This window comes from Nocardia sp. NBC_00565 (genome assembly GCF_036345915.1).
Taxonomy (GTDB): Bacteria; Actinomycetota; Actinomycetes; order Mycobacteriales; family Mycobacteriaceae; genus Nocardia.
Genome location: NZ_CP107785.1, coordinates 4,323,886 through 4,341,771, shown reverse-complemented (window position 1 = coordinate 4,341,771; position 17,886 = coordinate 4,323,886). Strand labels below are relative to the sequence as shown.

Here is a 17,886-nt window from a genome sequence, read left to right as displayed (position 1 = left end):
CGTATCAGGCGATCGGCATCCGAAAACATCGGGTGATTCGTCTGCGGTCCATATTTTCGTTGCCCATAATTCATGATCGCCGCGCCGCATCCGGGCCGTCAATCCGGTACGGATCCCCAACGGTGGTCGCCCGAGTCAGACGAAGGCGCTGCGGCCGGTGAGCGAGCGGCCGACGATGAGGGTGTTCATTTCGCGGGTGCCCGCGTCGGAGTAGCTGGCCTCGGCGTCGGCGACGAAGCGTACGTAGTTCCGTGGTCCGATCGGAGAAAACCGCTGATCACCGGACCGAAAGTGGCCGCGTTGGTGACCAGGTCCACATGTCCGCCCGGATGCAGGTGCAGCGTCGAATGCGGCAGCATCCGATGCATGATGTGGGCGTTGACGACCGGGATGATCGGATCGTCGGTGCCCGCGATGAGGAGTGTGGGCTGCCGGATCGCCCAGAGCGCGGGCAGACTGGTCCACACCGAACCCGCGAGGAGTTGGAGCAGGTAGCCGCGCCGAGAGCCCGAGTGCGCCTGCCGATGGAACAGCTCGGCCACTGGTTCGGGGTCGGTGCGTGCGGTGCCGCCGTAGATGGCGGCGGCGATATCGGCGGCGTATTCGGGGTCGCGGAACCGCCGTGGCGTCGCCATCTTGGCCAATACCCGCGGATGCGCCGGAACCATCAGCACACCGGTCGCCGTCGATACCAGTACGAGCCGCCGACACCGGCGCGGATGCTGGAATGCGAACTGCTGGGCCACCGCACCGCCCCACGACAGACCGAGCAGATCGACGCGTCCGATGCCCAGCTTGTCGAGGACGCGCCCGAGCAGCCAGGCCAGATACGGAAACCCGTACGGGAGTGGGGAATGCGGCGATTCGCCGGTGCCGGGCACATCGAAACGCACGACCGGGATATCGGGGTCGAGCTCGTCGACCAAGGGCGTGAGCACCTCGAGCCCGGCCCCGATGCCGTTGCACAGCACCAGCGGTACGCCGGTGCCCGGCCGGATGTGTACCCGGATCCGTTGGCCGAATGCGCTCACCATGTGGTCGCCGGCACCGGCGATCATCGCATCGTCACCTCCCTCGGTATCAGTGTTCGTGCACATAGGTGCCCGGCGCCGGGCCGATGGGGGGCAGGCCATCGGTGCCGAGCTGTTGCGGCGCGGCCTTTTCCGGTCCGCCGCGCTCGGCGAGCCAGGCGAGGTAATCCGGCCACCAGGAATCCGCGGCCCGCTCCGCCGTTTCCAGCCATTCGTCGGGGCTTTCCGCCTCGGCCGGCCCGAATCGATAGGACGCCTTGGGATTTCCGGGCGGATTGACCAGCGCCGCGATATGCCCGCTGGTCGAGAGCACGTAGCGCTGCTGGTCGCTGCCCAGCAGGCGGGCGCTGCGATAGGTGGCCTGCCACGGGCTGATGTGGTCGGCGATGCCGCCGATCACGTACGAATCGACGGTCACCTTCGACAGATCGACCGGGGAGTGCAGCATGCTCACCTCGCCCGGTTTTGTCAGCGAATTGTGCAGTCCGAGCAGCACCATGTCGCGGTGCAGGGCCGCGGTCATGCGTGTGGTGTCCGCATTCCAGAACAACACGTCGAACGCCGCCGGCGCGCGCCCCTGGACGTAGTTGTTGACCCAATACCGCCAGATCAGATCGGTCGGCCGCAGCCACGCGAACACCTCGGCCAGCGCGCGTCCGTCGAGATAGCCCTTGCGCGCGGACATCCTGATCGCCGCGTGCGCCTCCTTCTCCCCGAGTGCCGCCGCGGCGAAACCCGCCTTGGACTGGTCGAGTACGGTCACCGCGAGCGTCAGGCTGGCCAGCCGATCGTCCTGGCCGATATCGGTGAGATGGGCGGCGACCATGGCCGCGAGGATGCCGCCGGAACAGCTCGCCATCAGGTGCGCGCGATCGGTGTCCGTGATCCGCCGCACCGCGTCGAGTGCCTCGACAATGGCGGCGCCGTAGTTGTCGAATCCCCAATCACGGTGCCGGGCACGCGGATTGCGCCACGAGATCGCGAAGACCTGCTGGCCCTGCCGCAGGAAATACTCGATCATGCTCCGGCCGGGCGCGATATCCATGACGTAGAACTTGTTGATCACCGGCGGCACCATCAGCAGCGGCACGGTGTGCACCGTCGGTGTCTGCGGGGTGTACTGGATCAACTCGAACATCCGCGTTTTCAATACGACCGCGCCCGGTGTCGCCGCAATCGTCTCGCCGACCGCGAAGGCATCCGGCTCGACCATCGCGGGAACTCGCGGCTGCGCGGCGATATCGCGCACGAATCGGCGCAGGCCGCGGACCGCGCTCAGTCCGCCGGTATCGATGAGCGCCTTCCAGCCCAGCGGGCTGAGCAGCGGGTTGTTGCTCGGCGAAGTGCCCTCGAGCACATTGTCGAGAACGAATTTCATCCGCTCGCCATCACGCCAGTCCAGATCCGCGTCCTGGTAGAGCGTCTCGGCGGTTTCGGATGCGGCCAGGTAGGCCTGCACGATGCGGTGCAGCAGCGGATTCTGTTGCCACGCCGGGTCGGCGAAGCGCTTGTCGTTTTTCGCCGGTTCGCGGGTGGAGTCGCCGCGGGCGATAGCACCGAGTTCCTTGACCAGTGACTGGCCGCGCTCGGCGACTGTGCCCGGCTTGCGGGCCAGATTGGCGGCCATATGCGCCCAGGAGGTGTTCGGCGTCATGCGCCGCCGCAGCCCAAGGGCCGGTCCGAGCAGCAGCAGGTCCAGCGGCGCGGCGAGTTCGTCCGCGCCGCGGGCGGTGGTGGGTGGGTAATTGCGTTCGGTATCAACGGTATTCGTCACGATCGCTCCTCTCGGGTGGGTAGTTCGACGATGAGCGGGTCACATGTCCATGCCGCCGTTGACGCTCCACACCTGTCCGGTGATGTAGGCGGCGGCGTCAGCGGCCAGGAAGTGCACGACCCTGGCGATCTCCTCGGGGCGACCGGCCCGTCCGACCGGGATCTGGGCGGTGAGCTTGGTCATCACCTTCTCCGGAATGTGGGCGGTCATCTCGGTGGCGATCAGGCCGGGCGTCACGGCGTTGACCGTGATGCCGATGCCGTAGTCGGTGCGCATGCCGGATTCGGCGAGCTCGTAGGCGGCCTCCTTGGCCAGGGTCTTGGTCAGCCCGAAGAGCCCGGACTTCGAAGCGGAGTAGTTGGCCTGGCCGATATTGCCGGTCTCACCGACCACGGAGGACACGTTGACGATGCGTCCGGTCCCCCGTTCGACCATGTGCGCGAGCGCGGCCTGCGAGAGGAAGAAGGCGCCGGACAGGTTCACCCCCAGTACGGTGTGCCAATCCTCCTCGGTCATCGCGGCCACCGTCTTGTCCATGGTGATCCCCGCGTTGTTGACCAGAATGTCGAGCCGCCCGTGGGTTTCGATCACCTCGGCGATGGTGCGGCGACAGTCGTCGGCGGAGCCGATATTGCCCTGATGGGCCGAAGCGCCGGCACCGTGCGCCCGCGTCTGCTCGGTGAGGTTCGCGACGAAATCGTCGGCGCTGTCCTTGTTACGGCTGTAGCCCACGGCCACTGTGGCGCCCTGACCGGCGAGGCTGCGGGCGATCGCGGCGCCGATTCCGCGGGTGCCACCGGTCACGTAGGCGACGCGGCCGGTGAGTTTTCCGGTGGCGAGTCCGAGCCCGGGGATTTCCTGAACGTCCAAAGTGGTCATTGTCGATGCTTTCTGAGTTGTCGAATCTTGTGCGCCGCACCGTTGCTGGCTGAATCAACTGTCGTATGGAATTCGGCCGGGATCATCGTCTCGTGGAGACGAGAACCGGAGAATTCATTGGCACGCGGACACAGGGCAGGCGGACATGCAGGGGCCGTTGTGTGCGGCCGGTCGGCCAGAGGTGACATTGCTCTCGGACGACCGAATTGCTAGCCGAGTTCGTCTAGAAGGCGCAATGCCGATTTCGCGGCATTGGCGCCACACATGCCGTGCGCTCCCGGACCGGGCGGAGTGGCCGCCGAGCAGATGTACATCCCGGGGACGCCGACGCCATAGGGCGACAATGTGATGCGCGGACCGAAGACCAGCTGACGTATGTCCTTGGCGCCGGTCATGATGTCGCCACCGACGTAATTCGGGTTGTAGGTCGCCATCTCGGTTGTCGTGCGCACGGTCTGTCCGACGACGCGGTCCCGGAAGCCGGGTGCGAACCGCTCGATCTGGGTGATGATCGCCGCGGTGGCGTCGCCGGTGTACCCGTTCGGCACGTGGGCGTAGGTCCACAACGGATGGACATTGCCGACCGAGCGCTGCGGGTCTGCCAGGTACTGCTGCCCGACGAGGACGAACGGTCGCTGCGGCATCCGGCCCGCGTGGATATCCCGTTCACCGGCGGCGATCTCGGCGTAGTCGCCGCCGAGGTGCACTGTTCCGGCGCGGTGCGCGTCCGCATTGGTCCACGGCACACCGCCCTCGACCGCGAAGTCGACCTTGAAGGCCCCGGGTCCCTGCCGAAAACGGCGGTAAGCCTTGGCGATTCGGCGCGGCAGGCGATCGCCGAGGATATCGGCGACGGCAGCGGGTGCGAGATCGAACATCGTGATGTCGGTGGGCGGCAACTGGGATATCGCATCAATGCGGGTATCGGTCTCGATCTTGCCGCCCAGATCGGTCAGCAGCGCGGCGAGCGCACGGCTGATCGATCGCGATCCGCCCGCTGCGACGGCCCAGCCGTGCCGGTGCCCGGCGGTGATGATGCCGAGCCCGATCGCGCAGGTCAGCGGCTGGTGCAGCGGCCGAAAGGTGTGTGCCGCGATGCCGCCGAACAGCGCCCTGGCCGCAGCGGTTCGGAAGGCCCGAGCCAGCGTGGAGGCGGGGAGTACGGTCGGCATCCCGAAGCGCGCCAACGTCAGGGGGTGGTGCGGCATCCGCAGCAGCGGGCCCATGATGTCCTCGGCAAGCGCGTCGTACTGGGCCACCGGGCGACCGAAGGCCAGTTGCCAGCGGGCACCGTCGCGCCCGAGCCCGGCCGCGGTGTCCTCGACCGAACGCTGCAGTACTCCCGCCGAACCGCCATCCAGCGGGTGGACGCAATCGATCTCGGGCCACCGCCACTGCAGTCCGTACCGGTCGAGGCCGAGACTGTTGAGGAACTGCGAGCCGACGGCCATCGGATGGGTCGCCGAACAGTGGTCGTGCAGCAGTCCGGGCACGATCGCCTCGCTGGAGCGGGTGCCGCCGCCGATCTCGTCCGCGGCCTCCAGCACGGTGACCTGCACACCCGCTGCGGCGAGGGTGACAGCGGCGGCGAGCCCGTTGGGCCCGCCGCCCACCACGATCGCGGTGCTCACGCCAGTGCTCCGTGCCCGTGCTCATCCCGGATGACCGGTGCGGCAGCGGGTTTCGGTGCGGCAGCGGGTTTCGGTTCGGTCAGCGACCAGTTCACCTCGGTCGGGATCGGACCGTTGGGCAGCCAGGGCTGCTCGATGACCGCGTCGGCGACCTTCCAGGTGCCGCGTTCGATCACCCCGAGCGCCGCGTCGATCACCTTGTAGTGCTGGACCGAGCTGGCGACCGCCTGTGATTCCACCCAGACGACGATCAGCTCACCGGGCTCGAATCGCGCCTCGGCCTGCACGGCACGGATCAGATCCTCGTTGTGCAGATGGCCGTCGCCGAAGTTGAACCCGATCAGCGAGTTGCAGATGAATTCCGCCTCGCGCACGGTGCGGGTCTCGATATCGGGCACCGACTTCAGCAGCACCGAGAACAAGCCGCGGCCCTGACTGTGCATGGTCCGCCAGGCGACCACCTGCTGCATCGTGACCTCCGCCCATTCCGGTTCGTAGCCGAACTCGATGAACTGGTCGAGCTGATTCTTCGCCGTTCTGGTCACCCGGTCCAGCTTGGCCTCGGCACCGGGCGCGAACGCCCACACCGCCGACGCCCAGTTGCCCGCGTACTGCCGCATCGAGGGCAGGAAGGAGACCTTGTCGGGCCGGAAGTTGCCCAGAATCGGGAAGAACACCAGCCCGGCCACGATCGCCACGGTAAGCCACGGCGACGACATATCGGTGATGCCGTAGCCGTCCCAGTTGGGGAAGCCGAGAAACAGGAAGATCGTGGTGTAGGCGAACAGCACATTCCACTCCAGCGGCACCGCCAGCGGGAAGGTCGAGACGATGAACAGGTGGAACACCACCATCGCGGTCGCGGCCGCCACGGTGAGCCAGATATTGGTCGAGAAGAACAGTGTCAGCGGCGCGACGATCTCCACGAAGGTGCCGCCGATGTGGGCCATCAGGTCGGCGACCCGCGAGGGCCGCAGGTCACGCGGGTAGTCGCGATAGTGCGCCCGCTTGACCCAGGTGAACGGCACCGACGGGCTGTTGCTGACCATCGGCGGGACCACATTGGCGAAATGCTTGCCGAATTTCGACAGACCCGCACCGACCCAGACGACCAGGATCAGCAGCTTCAGCGCGATGATCATGTTCACGAACGGCAGCACGGTGAAGAAGAACAACGCGGGCAGGTACTGCTCGCCGCGGGCGGCGAGGAAGACCGTCTTGTCGCGCAGGCCGTTGAGTACGAGCAGCACGATCGCGGGCACGATGAGCGCGGGATTCACCAGCCCCGACGTGTTGTCCGGGACCGCTGCCGACAGCGAATCACTGTGCACGCCGGGCAGAACCAACGGCACCGCCACGGATACGAGCATCGCCACATAGAGCACGACATCGAACCAGATGCGCCGATCGCCACCGGTGAACGGCACCCAGCGCCACGGCCGCAGCCGGATAGTGCCGGGTCTGGCCCAGAACAGGATGCCGCCGGTCATCGGCTTCACCTTGCCCGCGAGCGGCCCCCACGAGCCCGCGATACCGATCGCCTCGAGCAGAACCGTCCACAGCACCGCCTTCTGATAGACGATCGGCTGATCCCACCACTGCGAAACATGCCAGAACGCGGGCAGATCCGACGTTACGGTGGCCAAGACGATGCCGCCGAGTGCGTACATCAGGATCAGCTTCACGATATAGATCGTGTGCACCATGCGCGGCGAGCCGAAGCCGTGCTCGCCCCAGTTGACAGCGAGAATGCGCATCCGCTCCATGAGCGGCTGCCGCAGGAAGGTTTCCGGATCGACGGCCGGGAGATCCGGTTTCGTGAAACTCATGATGAACTCCTAATTTTCGAGATAGTTGGTTTCAGGCACGCTGGGGGTGCAGAGATTTGCGCAGCGAGGGCTTGTCGATCTTGCCGACGGCGTTCTTGGGGAGTTCGTCGAGAATGGTGATCGCAACGGGCAGTTTGAATTTCGACAGCGCGCCGCGCGCGTGCTCATGGATTTTTTCGGCATCGATCTGCGCGCCCGAATTCAGGGAGATGAACAGCACCGGCTGCTCGCCGTACACCTCGTCGGCGCGACCGACGACCGCGGCTTCGGCGATCTGGGGCAGTTGATATATGACGGTTTCGATCTCTTTCGGATAGATGTTCTCGCCGCCGCGAATGATCATGTCCTTGGCGCGATCGACCAAGATGAGATAGCCGTCCTCGTCGATGCGCCCGATATCGCCGGTGTGCAGCCAGCCGCCTGCGAGCGCCTTGGCGGTCTCATCGGGGCGATTGAGGTAGCCGCGCATGACATTCGGTCCGTATACGAGCACCTCGCCCGGCTCACCGTCGGGCACCGGGAGGTCGTTGGCATCGACGATCCGGATGGTCTGGCCGGGCAGCGGCCGCCCGACCGTGCCCGGCTTGCGCTTGCCATCGATCGGGTTGACGGTGCTCGCACAGGAGCCTTCCGACAGCCCGTACCCTTCGGCAATCGGTATGCCGTAACGGCTTTCGAACTTCTCCAGCAGTTCGACGCTGGCCGGCGCCGCGCCGCATACCGCGAATCGCACGGCCGAGGTGTCCGGCCGCATATCCGTGGGTAGGTCCGCCAGCATCGTGTACATGGTCGGTACGGCGGAGAAGTAGGTCGCGCCGCTGCGCTCGACCCGCTCGAAGAAGGTCTTCGGGCTGAACCGGCCCGCGATCGTAGTGCGACCGCCGGCCAGCAGTGGCGACACTGTGCTGACGACAATGCCGTTGACGTGGAACAGTGGCAGGATCAGCAGACTGTGGTCGGCGCTGGTCAGCTGGAACGCGTCGATCACCATGCGGCACATCGCGTTCAGATTGGCGTGGTCGAGCATGACGCCCTTCGGGCGACCGGTGGTGCCGCTGGTGTAGATCAGCAAGGCGAGGGCATCATCGGACAGCTCGACCGGATCGGCGGTGGCCGGGGGTTCGGCGGTCAGCTCGCGCACCGGCAGCAATGCGGGTGCGGCCAGCTCGACCTGGCGATCGGTGACCAGCACCTTCGCGCCCGCGTCCGCCACTTGATAGGCGACCTCGGACGGCACGAGGGTCGGGCTGAGCGGGGTGACGGCCGCGCCGATACGCCACGCGGCGAACAGGGTCACCACGAGGCTTACGGTGTTGGGCAGCATGACGGCGACCACGTCCCCGGCGTCGATGCCCTGGGTGCGTAAGGTCGCCGCGGCCCGCTGGACGGTTTCGAGGAACTGACCGTTGTTCAACTCGACGTCATCGTCGGCGATGCACGGTCCGTTCGGGTCGCGAGTGGCGCGTAGATCTGGGAGTGGCGAAAGGTTCATGGACAATTCCTGGGCTGGGGTGGTTTCGAAGGGATGCACCAACGGTAGGAATCGGACATCTGGCAAGCACCGTCCCGAAAACACGAAGTCCACGGCCGGTGTTGTCGCGGGAAGACAACACCGAAATCGATGACCCTCGTCGCGTCCGCGATCTACTGTTGGTTATGGCTGACCGGCGCCGGTCCGAGGAGGCAGTCGTCAGCGCGAGCGCCGCGACGATCGAGGGGCTGCTCCGTGCCAGGCTCGGCGAGGTGTCCCGGTCGATTCAGCAGATCCTGGCCGCCGAGATTTCCGAACTGCGGGGCGATTCGCAGCTCGTCGAACTACTGGGCGCCAGCGTCGAGGGAAATATCGATACGGTTTTCCACGCGTTGCGCTACGACATCCCCATCGAGCGCGTCGAACCTCCGACCGCCGCGCTCGAGTATGCGCGGCGCCTGGCCCAACACGGTGTCCCCTCCAATGCGCTCGTGCGGGCGTACCGGCTCGGTCAGCAGGCGCTGCTCGATGTGATCCTGGACGAGATCCGCGCCGCTGACCTCGAACCGAGACTGAGCCTCGATGTCTACGAACGGATGACAACGGTCACCTTCCGCTATATCGATTGGATTTCCCAGCACGCGGTCGGGGTGTACGACATCGAGCGCGATCGGTGGTCGGAGAACCGCAACAGCGTGCGCGCCGTCCGCGTCCGCGAGTTGCTCGACGACGGCGAGGTGGATCTGGACGCGGTCACCGCCGCAATCCGCTATCCGCTCAGGCGAATTCACCTCGCGCTGATTCTGTGGTACCCCGCCGACGTGAACGTGGGCAACGAACTGGTGCGGCTGGAACGTTTCCTGCGCGAACTCACCGAATCGCTGCCGACCCAGGGGAGTGCGTTGTTCGTCGCCGCCGATCGAGTCAGCGGCTGGGGCTGGATTCCATTGGGTGTCGACGCCGCGCCGACCGTCGAGGAGCTGGTGCGTCGCTTCATCGCCGAACGCCACGATGCTCCGTGTGTCGCCCTCGGCACGCCACTGCCCGATGTCGAGGGCTTCCGCCGCTCACATCGGCAGGCCGAGAACGCTCGCGACGTCGCCATCGCCGCTGGTCCACGCGCCCTGCGGGTGACGGCGTCGAGCGATCCGGGGCTGTCGGCGGCGGCGCTGCTCGGCGGCGATCTGTCCGAGGCGCGGGCCTGGGTACGCGATATCCTCGGGCTGCTGGCCACCAACTCCGACAACGATGCGCGATTGCGCGATACCTTGCGCGTGTTCCTGCAGCACGGCGCCAGCTACAAGGCCGCGGCGGACGAGCTGAACCTGCACTTCAACTCGGTGAAATATCGGGTTCAACGCGCTGTCGACCGGCGCGGCCGCTCGATCGGGGAGGATCGCCTCGATATCGAACTCGCCCTGGTGATCTGCCACTGGTTCGGCCCAGCCGTGCTCTGGCCCGTCGATGACGGACATGCCACGACCGATGGCATACGCCGCGCGAACCGGTCACCCGTCGGTCCGGGGCCGGGCCCGAGCATGTGAGGTGTCACAAATGCGACGCGGTGGTTAGGCGTAGTTGCCCAAAGTTGACTGCTCGGCTCGAACCGCCGGGCATGGCGTGGTTACCGTCGAATGTCGATGACAATCTCAGGCGGGAGGGCACGACCTTGAGCGCAGCCAGCTCGGACCCGCCCGATCCGGTACGGCCCACCCTCGACGGGGCCGATTGTTCGCTCGGCCTGCCCTATCCGCGCACTCGGCTCGCGGCGCCGAATGTGCGTCTCAGAACGAATATCCGAGTCGGCCTCGAACTGGCGATCTCGATGCTGGATGAGTCCAGCGATGCGCACACCCTGGCGGATCTGGAGGGCGCGGCGGCGCGGTGGGCCCGTCAAGGTTTGGCGATCGACACCGTGCAGCACGCGCTGCACGAGGGCGTGCGGATCGGACTCGGACTGCTCGAGGCCACCAGGGACGCGGCCGGGCTCGGCGATCCGATCGCCGGTGCCGCCTTCCTCATCGATCTGCTGGACTCCCTGACCACGGCGGTATCGCGCGCCTATATCGCGGAAACGCACGTTATGTTCGGTGAAGGAAATCCCTTGGACTGAGCCGGATCTCAGCTCTGTCGATAAGTGCGACCAGTGCCGAGCGCAGGTACCACAGCCCGGAGGCTTGGGTCGGGTCGAACCCGGTGAGTTGCCCGACTCGTTCACTCGTTTGTCGGCCGCGCCGCAAATGAGCAAGGCCCGGGCGGTGGATCGCGCTCGGGCCTTGCTCAGCGACGGAATCAGCATCAGCGGACGACTTCGACCACGTCACCGGGGGAGAGATAGCGGTAGGTCGCTTCGGCGCCGTCGGGTGTCATTCGGATGCAGCCGTGTGACTGTTCCTCGATCGGCCCGATGTGGGTGGCGATATCACCGTTGAAGAAGACGGCCCACTTCATCGGAGCGTTGTGCATGGTGCTCCAGAAGTCTTCCCTCTTGAAGGCGACCTTGAAGACGCCGGGCGGCGTCTCGTATCCGGGCCGCCCATGCGAAATCGGGGTCGGACCGTAGGTCACCTTGCCGTTGTCCATCAGCCATGCTTCGTTCGTCGACAGGCGCATACACATCCGTGCGGTCTCGCCACACGGTGCGTAAACCGGAGCAGGCGCAACGATCGCCGGTGTGCCGATATCCGGTCCGCCGGGCCACAATGGTTCGGCCTGCGCCGTGCCCGCCATCAGGAGCCCGGCCGAAACGGCGCTGACGAGCATTGCGGATCTGACCGACCAGTTTCGAAAACGCTTGTTGTTCTTCACGTTTCTGACCCCTCTAACCCTTGCCGGTCACCCTGTGCGTGGATCGCCGGGGTGATTGATAGGACCAACCTCGTCGCGCCAATCATATGACCGGCGCGAGGTAAAAGTGATCGTTTCCGAACCCCCGACCTGGGTCTCTGTCGCAACGGGCCGGTGGCGCACCAGCGACCGCACGGCCCGCATAGACTCCACCGGAAGACCAGGATCGGGCGCGCTTTGCCCGGGTCCCAAGTACGCTCGGAGTGTCGAAATATGACGCGACAGATTGGTTTCCGTATTAAGGGGGAACAGTGGACGCGCTGAAGCTCGACCCGGCGGCGATGGCCGCCTACACCGCGATCGCGAATACCGTGTCACAACAGTTGGCATCGGCGTCGGCGGTCGCGGGGGGCGCGGTGGATCCCGAGCGGCTGGTCGCCGACCTCGGACCGGTGGGCGCCGGATTCGTGGCCCGGTTCACCGAGAAGGTGAACGAACATGTCCAAGCCCTCTCGACCGCGGGCCAACTGGTGGCCGCCTACGGGCAGGTGCTGCGCGATTACAGCGCGGATATGCAGGACATCGACGTCGATTCGGCGGGCGCCCTGGCCCGGCAAGGAGAAGAGCTGTCATGAGGCGACTCTTGCGGCGGCGGCCCGCGAACAATACGGCCGAAACCCCGGTCACCACGCCCATCGACCCGAATGTGGATCCGCCGATCGTGGCCGCGCTGGTTGAGCCGTTGCAGCAGTTGCGCGCCTCGCTCGGCAGCGGTGTCGCGACCCCGAACCAGTCCGTGGTCGACGCGTTGTCCGCCGCGTCCACACAGGTCGCCGATACCGAGGGCCCGCACCGCGACGGCCTGCACGCACTCGAATCGACCTGGACCTCGCGCGCCGCCGACGATGCCGTTCCGGCGTTGCGCACCACCCAGACCCAGATCGGCGATATCTCCGATCGCGGACCCGAGTATCTGTCGGTGCTCGGCGACGCCCATGCCACCAGTGCGCGAGCCGCGCAGAAGGTGGACCAGATCATCGCGGACTTCCGCCGTGACGCCAAGCAGATCCTGAGCACCGCGAGCGCGTCATCGGATACCGACGCCGTGATCGCGCGGGCGACCCGGGCGCTGCGCGACGCCGTCACCGCGGTCAGCACCGCGCAGTCGGAAATGGATGGCCACACCGGGCGGCTGGACGCGATGGGTCCGCTCACCGTCACCACACCGCAGGGCGTCGGCACCACCCAGCAAACGGTCGTGCCGGGTACGACGGACGGCACGCTCGGCACCACGACCACCGGGGTGACGACAACGACGCCACTGGACCCGGTCCAGGCGGCCCAACTCCAGTTGCAGCAGCAGCTGATCAGCGCGGGCGTATCGGTCGGCACCGCGGCCATCGATGCCGGGGTCAATATCGGCACCCACCTCATCGACAAGATCGCCGAAGTCGGCACACATGCCATGGACACCGTGGCCGCGTCCGCGGACAAGGTGATCGACAAGGCGATTCCCGAACTGATCCATCCCGGCAGCACCACGAATTCGACCACCGGCGCCGACTCGGCGTCGAACAAGCCGTCGAATGTGATCGACTTCGGCGGCGGATCGGGTCAGTCGTCCAAGCCCGCCCCCAATATCGGGACCGGTTCGCTGAATCCCGGCCAGAGCGGATCCACCGCGACGAGACCGGCGCCCGCGCCGACCCCGGCGCCCCAAGCCCCGGCCGCCGACGCGGATGCGCCGTCGTCGCGACCGTCCGCCCCGGAACCGACGCATCAGCCGGGTACCACCGGTGGTATGGCGATGCCGCCGCCGCAGCAATCGGATGAGGATCGCCGACCGCGCGACGGTCAACTCGGCGTCACCGTGCCAACTGTGCTGGCGACCGTGCCGCCGGCGGTGATCGGCGAATTCGACGATGACGAGCTCTGATTCCGGCTCCCCGAGTCGGAACCAGGGCAATCCGTTCGACACCGGGCTGCCCATGGTCCGGCCCGAAGCGGCGACACCGAAGCGGCGCCGCCGCGTGAACCCGCGCCGCGGCTCGGGCCAGCGACGGACGCCGACGGTCGACGTGCCCGACCAACCCGCGCCGCCGCGCCGCGCCGCGCCGTCCGGGGATTGGCAGGAGTGGCTCGAACCGCGCCGTCCCGTCGAACCGCCACCGGAGGCGCAGGCCCGGACGCCGACTCGGGCGGCCGAGACCGAATCCGGTCCGCTCGACGAGACCAGTTCCGTGGTGCCCACCATCATCGACCGGTCCGGCGGCAATCCGGGTCCGGCGCTGCGCCATCCGGCGCGGCGTCGTGAGTCGCAGCAGTCGAATGGCGGCAACCGGGTGGTCGCGGTGCTGATCGTGCTCGGTGTGGTGCTTGCGGTGGTTTCGGTGGTGATGTTCGTCTTCGGCGGGTCCGGTGAACAGAAGCGACCCGCCGCCGCGACGACACCGGCCGCCACTCCGGGCACCGCGGGGCGCACCCCGGGCACCACCGCACCCGGCGATCAACCGTCGGCGGTCGCGACCCCGGGCTGTGAACAGCGGCGCACCGGCGATGTCATCTCCGGCACCGATCCGGGTGGCACCAGCGATGGGCCCTCGGCGATCCTCGCCTTCGAACGCGCCTATTACGTGCAGCGTTCCGGGTTCGCGGCGCGCGGGGTCGTCGCCAATGACGCGAATGTGCCCGCCGCCGACCAGATCCAGCGCGGCATCAACCAGGTACCCGTGGGCACCCTGTACTGCGTGCAGATCACCCGTGCGGGCAGCGATGTGGGCGAGGCGCATTGGGAAGTCCGGCTCACCCAGCAGCGTCCCGGCGAGCAACCGCAGACCTTCACCCAGATCGTCACGACCCGGACGGCCGGCAATCGGACGCTGATCACCGCGATCAACGCGGCCTGATGCGGGCTCAGAGCACGCGGGTCATGAAGACGCTGTATGGATCCTCGACATAGTCGGCGAACGGTGCGCAGAGCTCGAAACCGTGGCGGGCGTAGAGCCGTTGCGCGGGGGCGAAGTAGTCGGCGGTTCCGGTCTCCAGGCTGAGCCGCTGGTACCCGCGCGCGCCTGCCTCGGCTGTGAGGTGGTTCAGCAGCACCGAGGCGATGCCGCGCCCGGTGCGATGGGTGGCGGTGCGCATCGACTTGATCTCACCGTGGGCGGGGGCGAGTTCCTTGAGCGCGGCACAGCCGGCGAGTTCGCCATCCTCCCAAGCGCTCCAGAAGGTGACCTCCGGGCCGCGCAGCGCATCGAGGTCGAGGGCATGCACGCTGCAGGCAGGCGAGTTGTCGTGCATCTCGGCCAGATGCTGGGTGAGCAGGGCCGCGACCTCGGGACCGGACAGATCATCGACAATGATCCGCAATCCAGGGCGCGGTTCGGTATGGCTCGGCAGCTGCACATCGACATCGCTGGACATCCGTCCATCATGGACCGGCCGATGAGCGCGCGCATCGCGACCCCAGCTGTCTGGGTCGCCCCTCGACGAACTGGCTCGGCACGCCTTACTCTGAGGGCACTCGCCCTCACCTTAGGTGGACAACGATGTCGACATTCGAGACGTCCGCGCAGTACGCGGACAACACGCTGATCGAGCCGCACCTCGGCCCCCGGGCCTGGGTGCCGTTGCCGGCCGATCGAGGCGCGGGCTGCTATGTGGTCATCACCGGTGCGACCAGCGGGATCGGCCGTGTGCTCGTCGAGGAGGTCCGAGGCAGCCGGTCCGACACTGCCGCAGGCGGTGCAATCGGTGCGGCGCAAGCATAATTCAGTACGACAAGTGCGACGGATCGGAGCGGACAGACGTGTGGGCGGACAACGTGGGGATCGAATCATGAAGTTTGCCAACAGAGTTGGGTACCTGACCACAATCGCGGCGCGCCGCGCCGCCGATGAGACCTACTACGCCGCGCTGACGGTGCGGGCCGGGCTCGCGACGCCGGAGCGCCCGGATCGGATCGCTCGGATGGGTGCGGCGGTGCTGCGGTCGGGACTGCTCGGCGGGCTGACAACCGTTGCCGCCCTGCGCTATCGCGATCGCGCCGCCATCATCGACGAACTCGGTCGCGTCAGCTTCCGGGAGCTCGACGAGCACAGCACCGCGCTCGCGAACGCCTGGCGGGCCCGGGGTCTGCGCGATGGGGAAGGCGTGGCGATCCTGGCGCGCAACCATCGCGGCTTCCACTACGCCGTCTTCGCCGCCGCGAAATGCGGTGCCCGCATCGTCTTGCTCAACACCGATTTCGCCGGACCGCAGCTACGCGAGGTGGTCACCCGCGAGGGTGTCGATCTGCTCGTGTTCGACGATGAATACGCAGGCATGCTCGGCGATTTCACACCCAAGCGCGGCCGCTACCGCGCCTGGGCCGAAAAGCCGGGGGTCGATACCCTGGACAATCTCATCGCGGGCGCCGCGCGCACGCCACCGCGCAAGCCGCGCACCACCGCCCGCGTCATCCTGCTGACCAGCGGTACGACCGGCACCCCGAAGGGCGCGCCGCGCAGCGAGCCGACCTCGCTGGCGCCGCTGGGCGCCGTCCTCGGCAAGGTGCCGATGCGGGCCCGCGAGATCACCGAATGCCCGGCGCCGCTGTTCCATACGCTCGGTTTCGCGCACGCCGTCCTCGCGGTCGGATTCGGGTCCACACTGGTGATCCGACGACGCTTCGATCCGCGGGCGGTGCTGGACAGTCTGGACCGCCACGGCGCCACCGCCATGATCGCGGTGCCGGTGATGCTGCAGCGGCTCGTCGACGCCGGGCCGGAAGCATTTGTCGGACGGGATCTCTCGCGGTTGCGCGTCATCTTCGTCGCCGGGGCCCAGCTCGGCGCCGATCTGTGCGTCCGGGTGACCGAGGCATTCGGCCCGGTGGTCTACAACATGTACGGCTCCACGGAGGTGGCTTACGCGACCATCGCCACCCCGGCCGACCTGGCCGTCGAACCGGGCTGCGTCGGCTCCCCGGTGTCGGGCACCACGGTGAAGATATTCGACGAGAACGACCGTGCGGTGCGCCCCGGCGCGACAGGACGCATTTTTGTCGGCAACAGCTATCAGTTCGAGGGATACACCGGTGGCGGCGACAAGGCACGCATCGGGCGCTTGATGTGCACCGGCGATGTCGGCCACTTCGACAGTGCCGGACGGCTTTTCATCGACGGACGCGACGACGACATGATCGTCTCCGGCGGCGAGAACGTCTTTCCCGGCGAGGTCGAGGAACTGCTCGCCGCGCACCCGGCGGTCGAGGAGGTCAGCGCGTTCGGTGTCCGCGACGACCGATACGGGCAGCGGCTGCGTGCGGTAGTCGTTGTCCGCGAAGGATATTCGTTCACCGAGGACGAGGTGCGCGAGCATGTGAAGACCCATCTGGCCCGCTTCAAGGTGCCGCGTGATGTGTTGTTCGTCGAGGAACTCCCGCGCAATCCCACCGGTAAAGTGCTCAAGCGCGTCCTGCGGGAGCTTCCGGCGTAGCAGAACTACCTGCTCCGCAGCATCCGTCGCATCGTATGGCGCAACTGCACCGGATCAGGCACGGCGGTACGGAACCACCCGGTCGGCAGTATCGACCGCCACCACCCCGGCGTGCTGAGCTGATACCCGGACATCCTGGGCAGCACGCGATTTCGGGTGCGGGAAAGCGGGTTCGGTGGACGTGGCGGATGCGAGCATGGATGCTGGATAGCACCGCGTTCGGAGGTGGTGGGTGTGGCGGAGTTCGTGCGGGAGTACGCCGGTTTGCGGTGGTTGGTGGTGGTGGCGTTTCTGTTCGCGTCCGCGGTGGTGCTCGGGCGGTTGGCGGCACCGGCCGGGGGCGCAGCGGTGCGGCGAACGGCGGGGGAGGGTGATGTGATCGGGCGGCCGGTCGCGGACGTCGCCCGACATGTGGTCCCTGCTCGGCCGCAGGCGAATTCGGTGCGAGCGGCCTGTCACGAATCCGACGCCGCGCATCTGATCATGTGTTTGGTGATGCTCGCGATGCTGGTCTTTCCGGCGGGCGCGGATCCGGTGGCGTTACGCGGGGTGCTGATCGCGATGCTCGTCGTCTTCGCCGCTTTGCTGATGGATCGAATCCTGGAGTGGCGCAATGCGCATCGCGCGCTCCCGGTCGATCAGATGGTCGCGCTCGGATATCACATCGTGGTCGCGACCGCGATGCTGTACGCGATGTCCGGGCACAATGCGGGCGGGCATTCCGGCGGCCCCACTCATGGACCAGCACTGCTCCTGGCCGCCGTGTTCGCCACGGATGCGTTCGCCTTGATCATCGCGGCGAGTACCGGGCGCGGTCAGCGTTGGCTCGGACATCCGATCGGCGTGCGAACTCCGGCGGATTCGATGGCGGCCGGTTCCCTCGTCGGCCGAGCGCTGTCCTCGGCACTCGTGCCCCAGCTCGTGATGGATCTGGGCACCGCCTACATGCTGATCGCGGCCGTATCCGGCTGACGCCGCACGCAATCGGATGAATCGGCCGTATCGG

At 67.1% G+C, this 17,886-nt stretch carries 17 protein-coding genes; 8 read left to right on the top strand and 9 right to left on the bottom strand.

Annotation, left to right across the window (positions count from 1 at the left end):
* Positions 1 to 185 precede the first annotated feature (185 nt).
* From phaZ to OG874_RS20775, 6 genes are all read right to left on the bottom strand, one after another.
* Positions 186 to 1,058: a poly(3-hydroxyalkanoate) depolymerase gene (gene phaZ / locus OG874_RS20800; protein ID WP_330256782.1), complete on the bottom strand. Its 873-nt coding sequence runs from the start codon at positions 1,056 to 1,058 to the stop codon at positions 186 to 188.
* A gap of 22 nt (positions 1,059 to 1,080) precedes the next feature.
* On the bottom strand, positions 1,081 to 2,805 hold the full coding sequence (locus OG874_RS20795) for a PHA/PHB synthase family protein (RefSeq protein ID WP_330256781.1): 1,725 nt from the start codon (positions 2,803 to 2,805) through the stop codon (positions 1,081 to 1,083).
* Between the two features lie 39 nt (positions 2,806 to 2,844).
* Entirely contained in the window at positions 2,845 to 3,684 is an 840-nt protein-coding gene (locus OG874_RS20790) for a 3-oxoacyl-ACP reductase family protein (RefSeq protein ID WP_330256780.1), read from the bottom strand.
* 209 nt (positions 3,685 to 3,893) lie between these two features.
* Positions 3,894 to 5,315, bottom strand: a complete 1,422-nt coding sequence (locus tag OG874_RS20785) for a phytoene desaturase family protein (RefSeq protein ID WP_330256779.1) — start codon at positions 5,313 to 5,315, stop codon at positions 3,894 to 3,896.
* A complete protein-coding gene (locus OG874_RS20780; protein ID WP_330256778.1) occupies positions 5,312 to 7,144 on the bottom strand; it encodes a DUF3556 domain-containing protein in 1,833 nt (610 codons plus the stop codon). The genes OG874_RS20785 and OG874_RS20780 overlap by 4 nt, the downstream gene beginning before the upstream one ends.
* Positions 7,145 to 7,175: 31 nt before the next feature.
* Positions 7,176 to 8,636, bottom strand: coding sequence for a class I adenylate-forming enzyme family protein (locus OG874_RS20775; RefSeq protein ID WP_330256777.1), 1,461 nt, complete (start codon positions 8,634 to 8,636; stop codon positions 7,176 to 7,178).
* A gap of 164 nt (positions 8,637 to 8,800) precedes the next feature.
* Between OG874_RS20775 and OG874_RS20770 the strand changes: the two genes are divergently transcribed.
* Both OG874_RS20770 and OG874_RS20765 read left to right on the top strand, forming a co-directional pair.
* Entirely contained in the window at positions 8,801 to 10,159 is a 1,359-nt protein-coding gene (locus OG874_RS20770) for a PucR family transcriptional regulator (RefSeq protein ID WP_330256776.1), read from the top strand.
* A gap of 125 nt (positions 10,160 to 10,284) precedes the next feature.
* Positions 10,285 to 10,728: a hypothetical protein gene (locus OG874_RS20765; protein ID WP_330256775.1), complete on the top strand. Its 444-nt coding sequence runs from the start codon at positions 10,285 to 10,287 to the stop codon at positions 10,726 to 10,728.
* A gap of 185 nt (positions 10,729 to 10,913) precedes the next feature.
* On the opposite strand, the gene OG874_RS20760 is transcribed toward OG874_RS20765, so the two are convergent.
* Complete coding sequence (locus tag OG874_RS20760) at positions 10,914 to 11,423, bottom strand: L,D-transpeptidase (RefSeq protein WP_330256774.1); 510 nt, start codon at positions 11,421 to 11,423, stop codon at positions 10,914 to 10,916.
* A 290-nt stretch (positions 11,424 to 11,713) separates the two neighbouring features.
* Here OG874_RS20760 and OG874_RS20755 point away from each other — a divergent pair, with 290 nt between their 5' ends.
* Genes OG874_RS20755 through OG874_RS20745 form a run of 3 tightly spaced genes read left to right on the top strand, consistent with a single transcriptional unit; the run spans position 11,714 to position 14,308 of the window.
* Positions 11,714 to 12,037 (top strand): hypothetical protein, encoded by a 324-nt coding sequence (locus OG874_RS20755; protein WP_330256773.1) that lies wholly within the window; start codon positions 11,714 to 11,716, stop codon positions 12,035 to 12,037.
* Entirely contained in the window at positions 12,034 to 13,338 is a 1,305-nt protein-coding gene (locus OG874_RS20750) for a hypothetical protein (protein WP_330256772.1), read from the top strand. The genes OG874_RS20755 and OG874_RS20750 overlap by 4 nt, the downstream gene beginning before the upstream one ends.
* Positions 13,325 to 14,308 (top strand): hypothetical protein, encoded by a 984-nt coding sequence (locus OG874_RS20745; RefSeq protein ID WP_330256771.1) that lies wholly within the window; start codon positions 13,325 to 13,327, stop codon positions 14,306 to 14,308. The genes OG874_RS20750 and OG874_RS20745 overlap by 14 nt, the downstream gene beginning before the upstream one ends.
* A 7-nt stretch (positions 14,309 to 14,315) precedes the next feature.
* Here the strand turns inward: OG874_RS20745 and OG874_RS20740 are convergent, their stop codons facing one another.
* Positions 14,316 to 14,825, bottom strand: coding sequence for a GNAT family N-acetyltransferase (locus tag OG874_RS20740; protein ID WP_330256770.1), 510 nt, complete (start codon positions 14,823 to 14,825; stop codon positions 14,316 to 14,318).
* A 125-nt stretch (positions 14,826 to 14,950) separates the two neighbouring features.
* Between OG874_RS20740 and OG874_RS20735 the strand changes: the two genes are divergently transcribed.
* Positions 14,951 to 15,172 carry a hypothetical protein gene (locus tag OG874_RS20735; RefSeq protein WP_330256769.1) on the top strand — a complete coding sequence of 74 codons (222 nt, stop codon included), beginning with the start codon at positions 14,951 to 14,953 and terminating at the stop codon, positions 15,170 to 15,172.
* Positions 15,173 to 15,239: 67 nt separating this feature from the next.
* Entirely contained in the window at positions 15,240 to 16,880 is a 1,641-nt protein-coding gene (locus OG874_RS20730) for an acyl-CoA synthetase (RefSeq protein WP_330256768.1), read from the top strand.
* Positions 16,881 to 16,934: 54 nt separating this feature from the next.
* On the opposite strand, the gene OG874_RS20725 is transcribed toward OG874_RS20730, so the two are convergent.
* Complete coding sequence (locus OG874_RS20725; protein ID WP_330256767.1) at positions 16,935 to 17,078, bottom strand: hypothetical protein; 144 nt, start codon at positions 17,076 to 17,078, stop codon at positions 16,935 to 16,937.
* Positions 17,079 to 17,114: 36 nt separating this feature from the next.
* Here OG874_RS20725 and OG874_RS20720 point away from each other — a divergent pair, with 36 nt between their 5' ends.
* Positions 17,115 to 17,852 carry a DUF5134 domain-containing protein gene (locus OG874_RS20720; protein WP_330256766.1) on the top strand — a complete coding sequence of 246 codons (738 nt, stop codon included), beginning with the start codon at positions 17,115 to 17,117 and terminating at the stop codon, positions 17,850 to 17,852.
* Positions 17,853 to 17,886 lie beyond the last annotated feature (34 nt).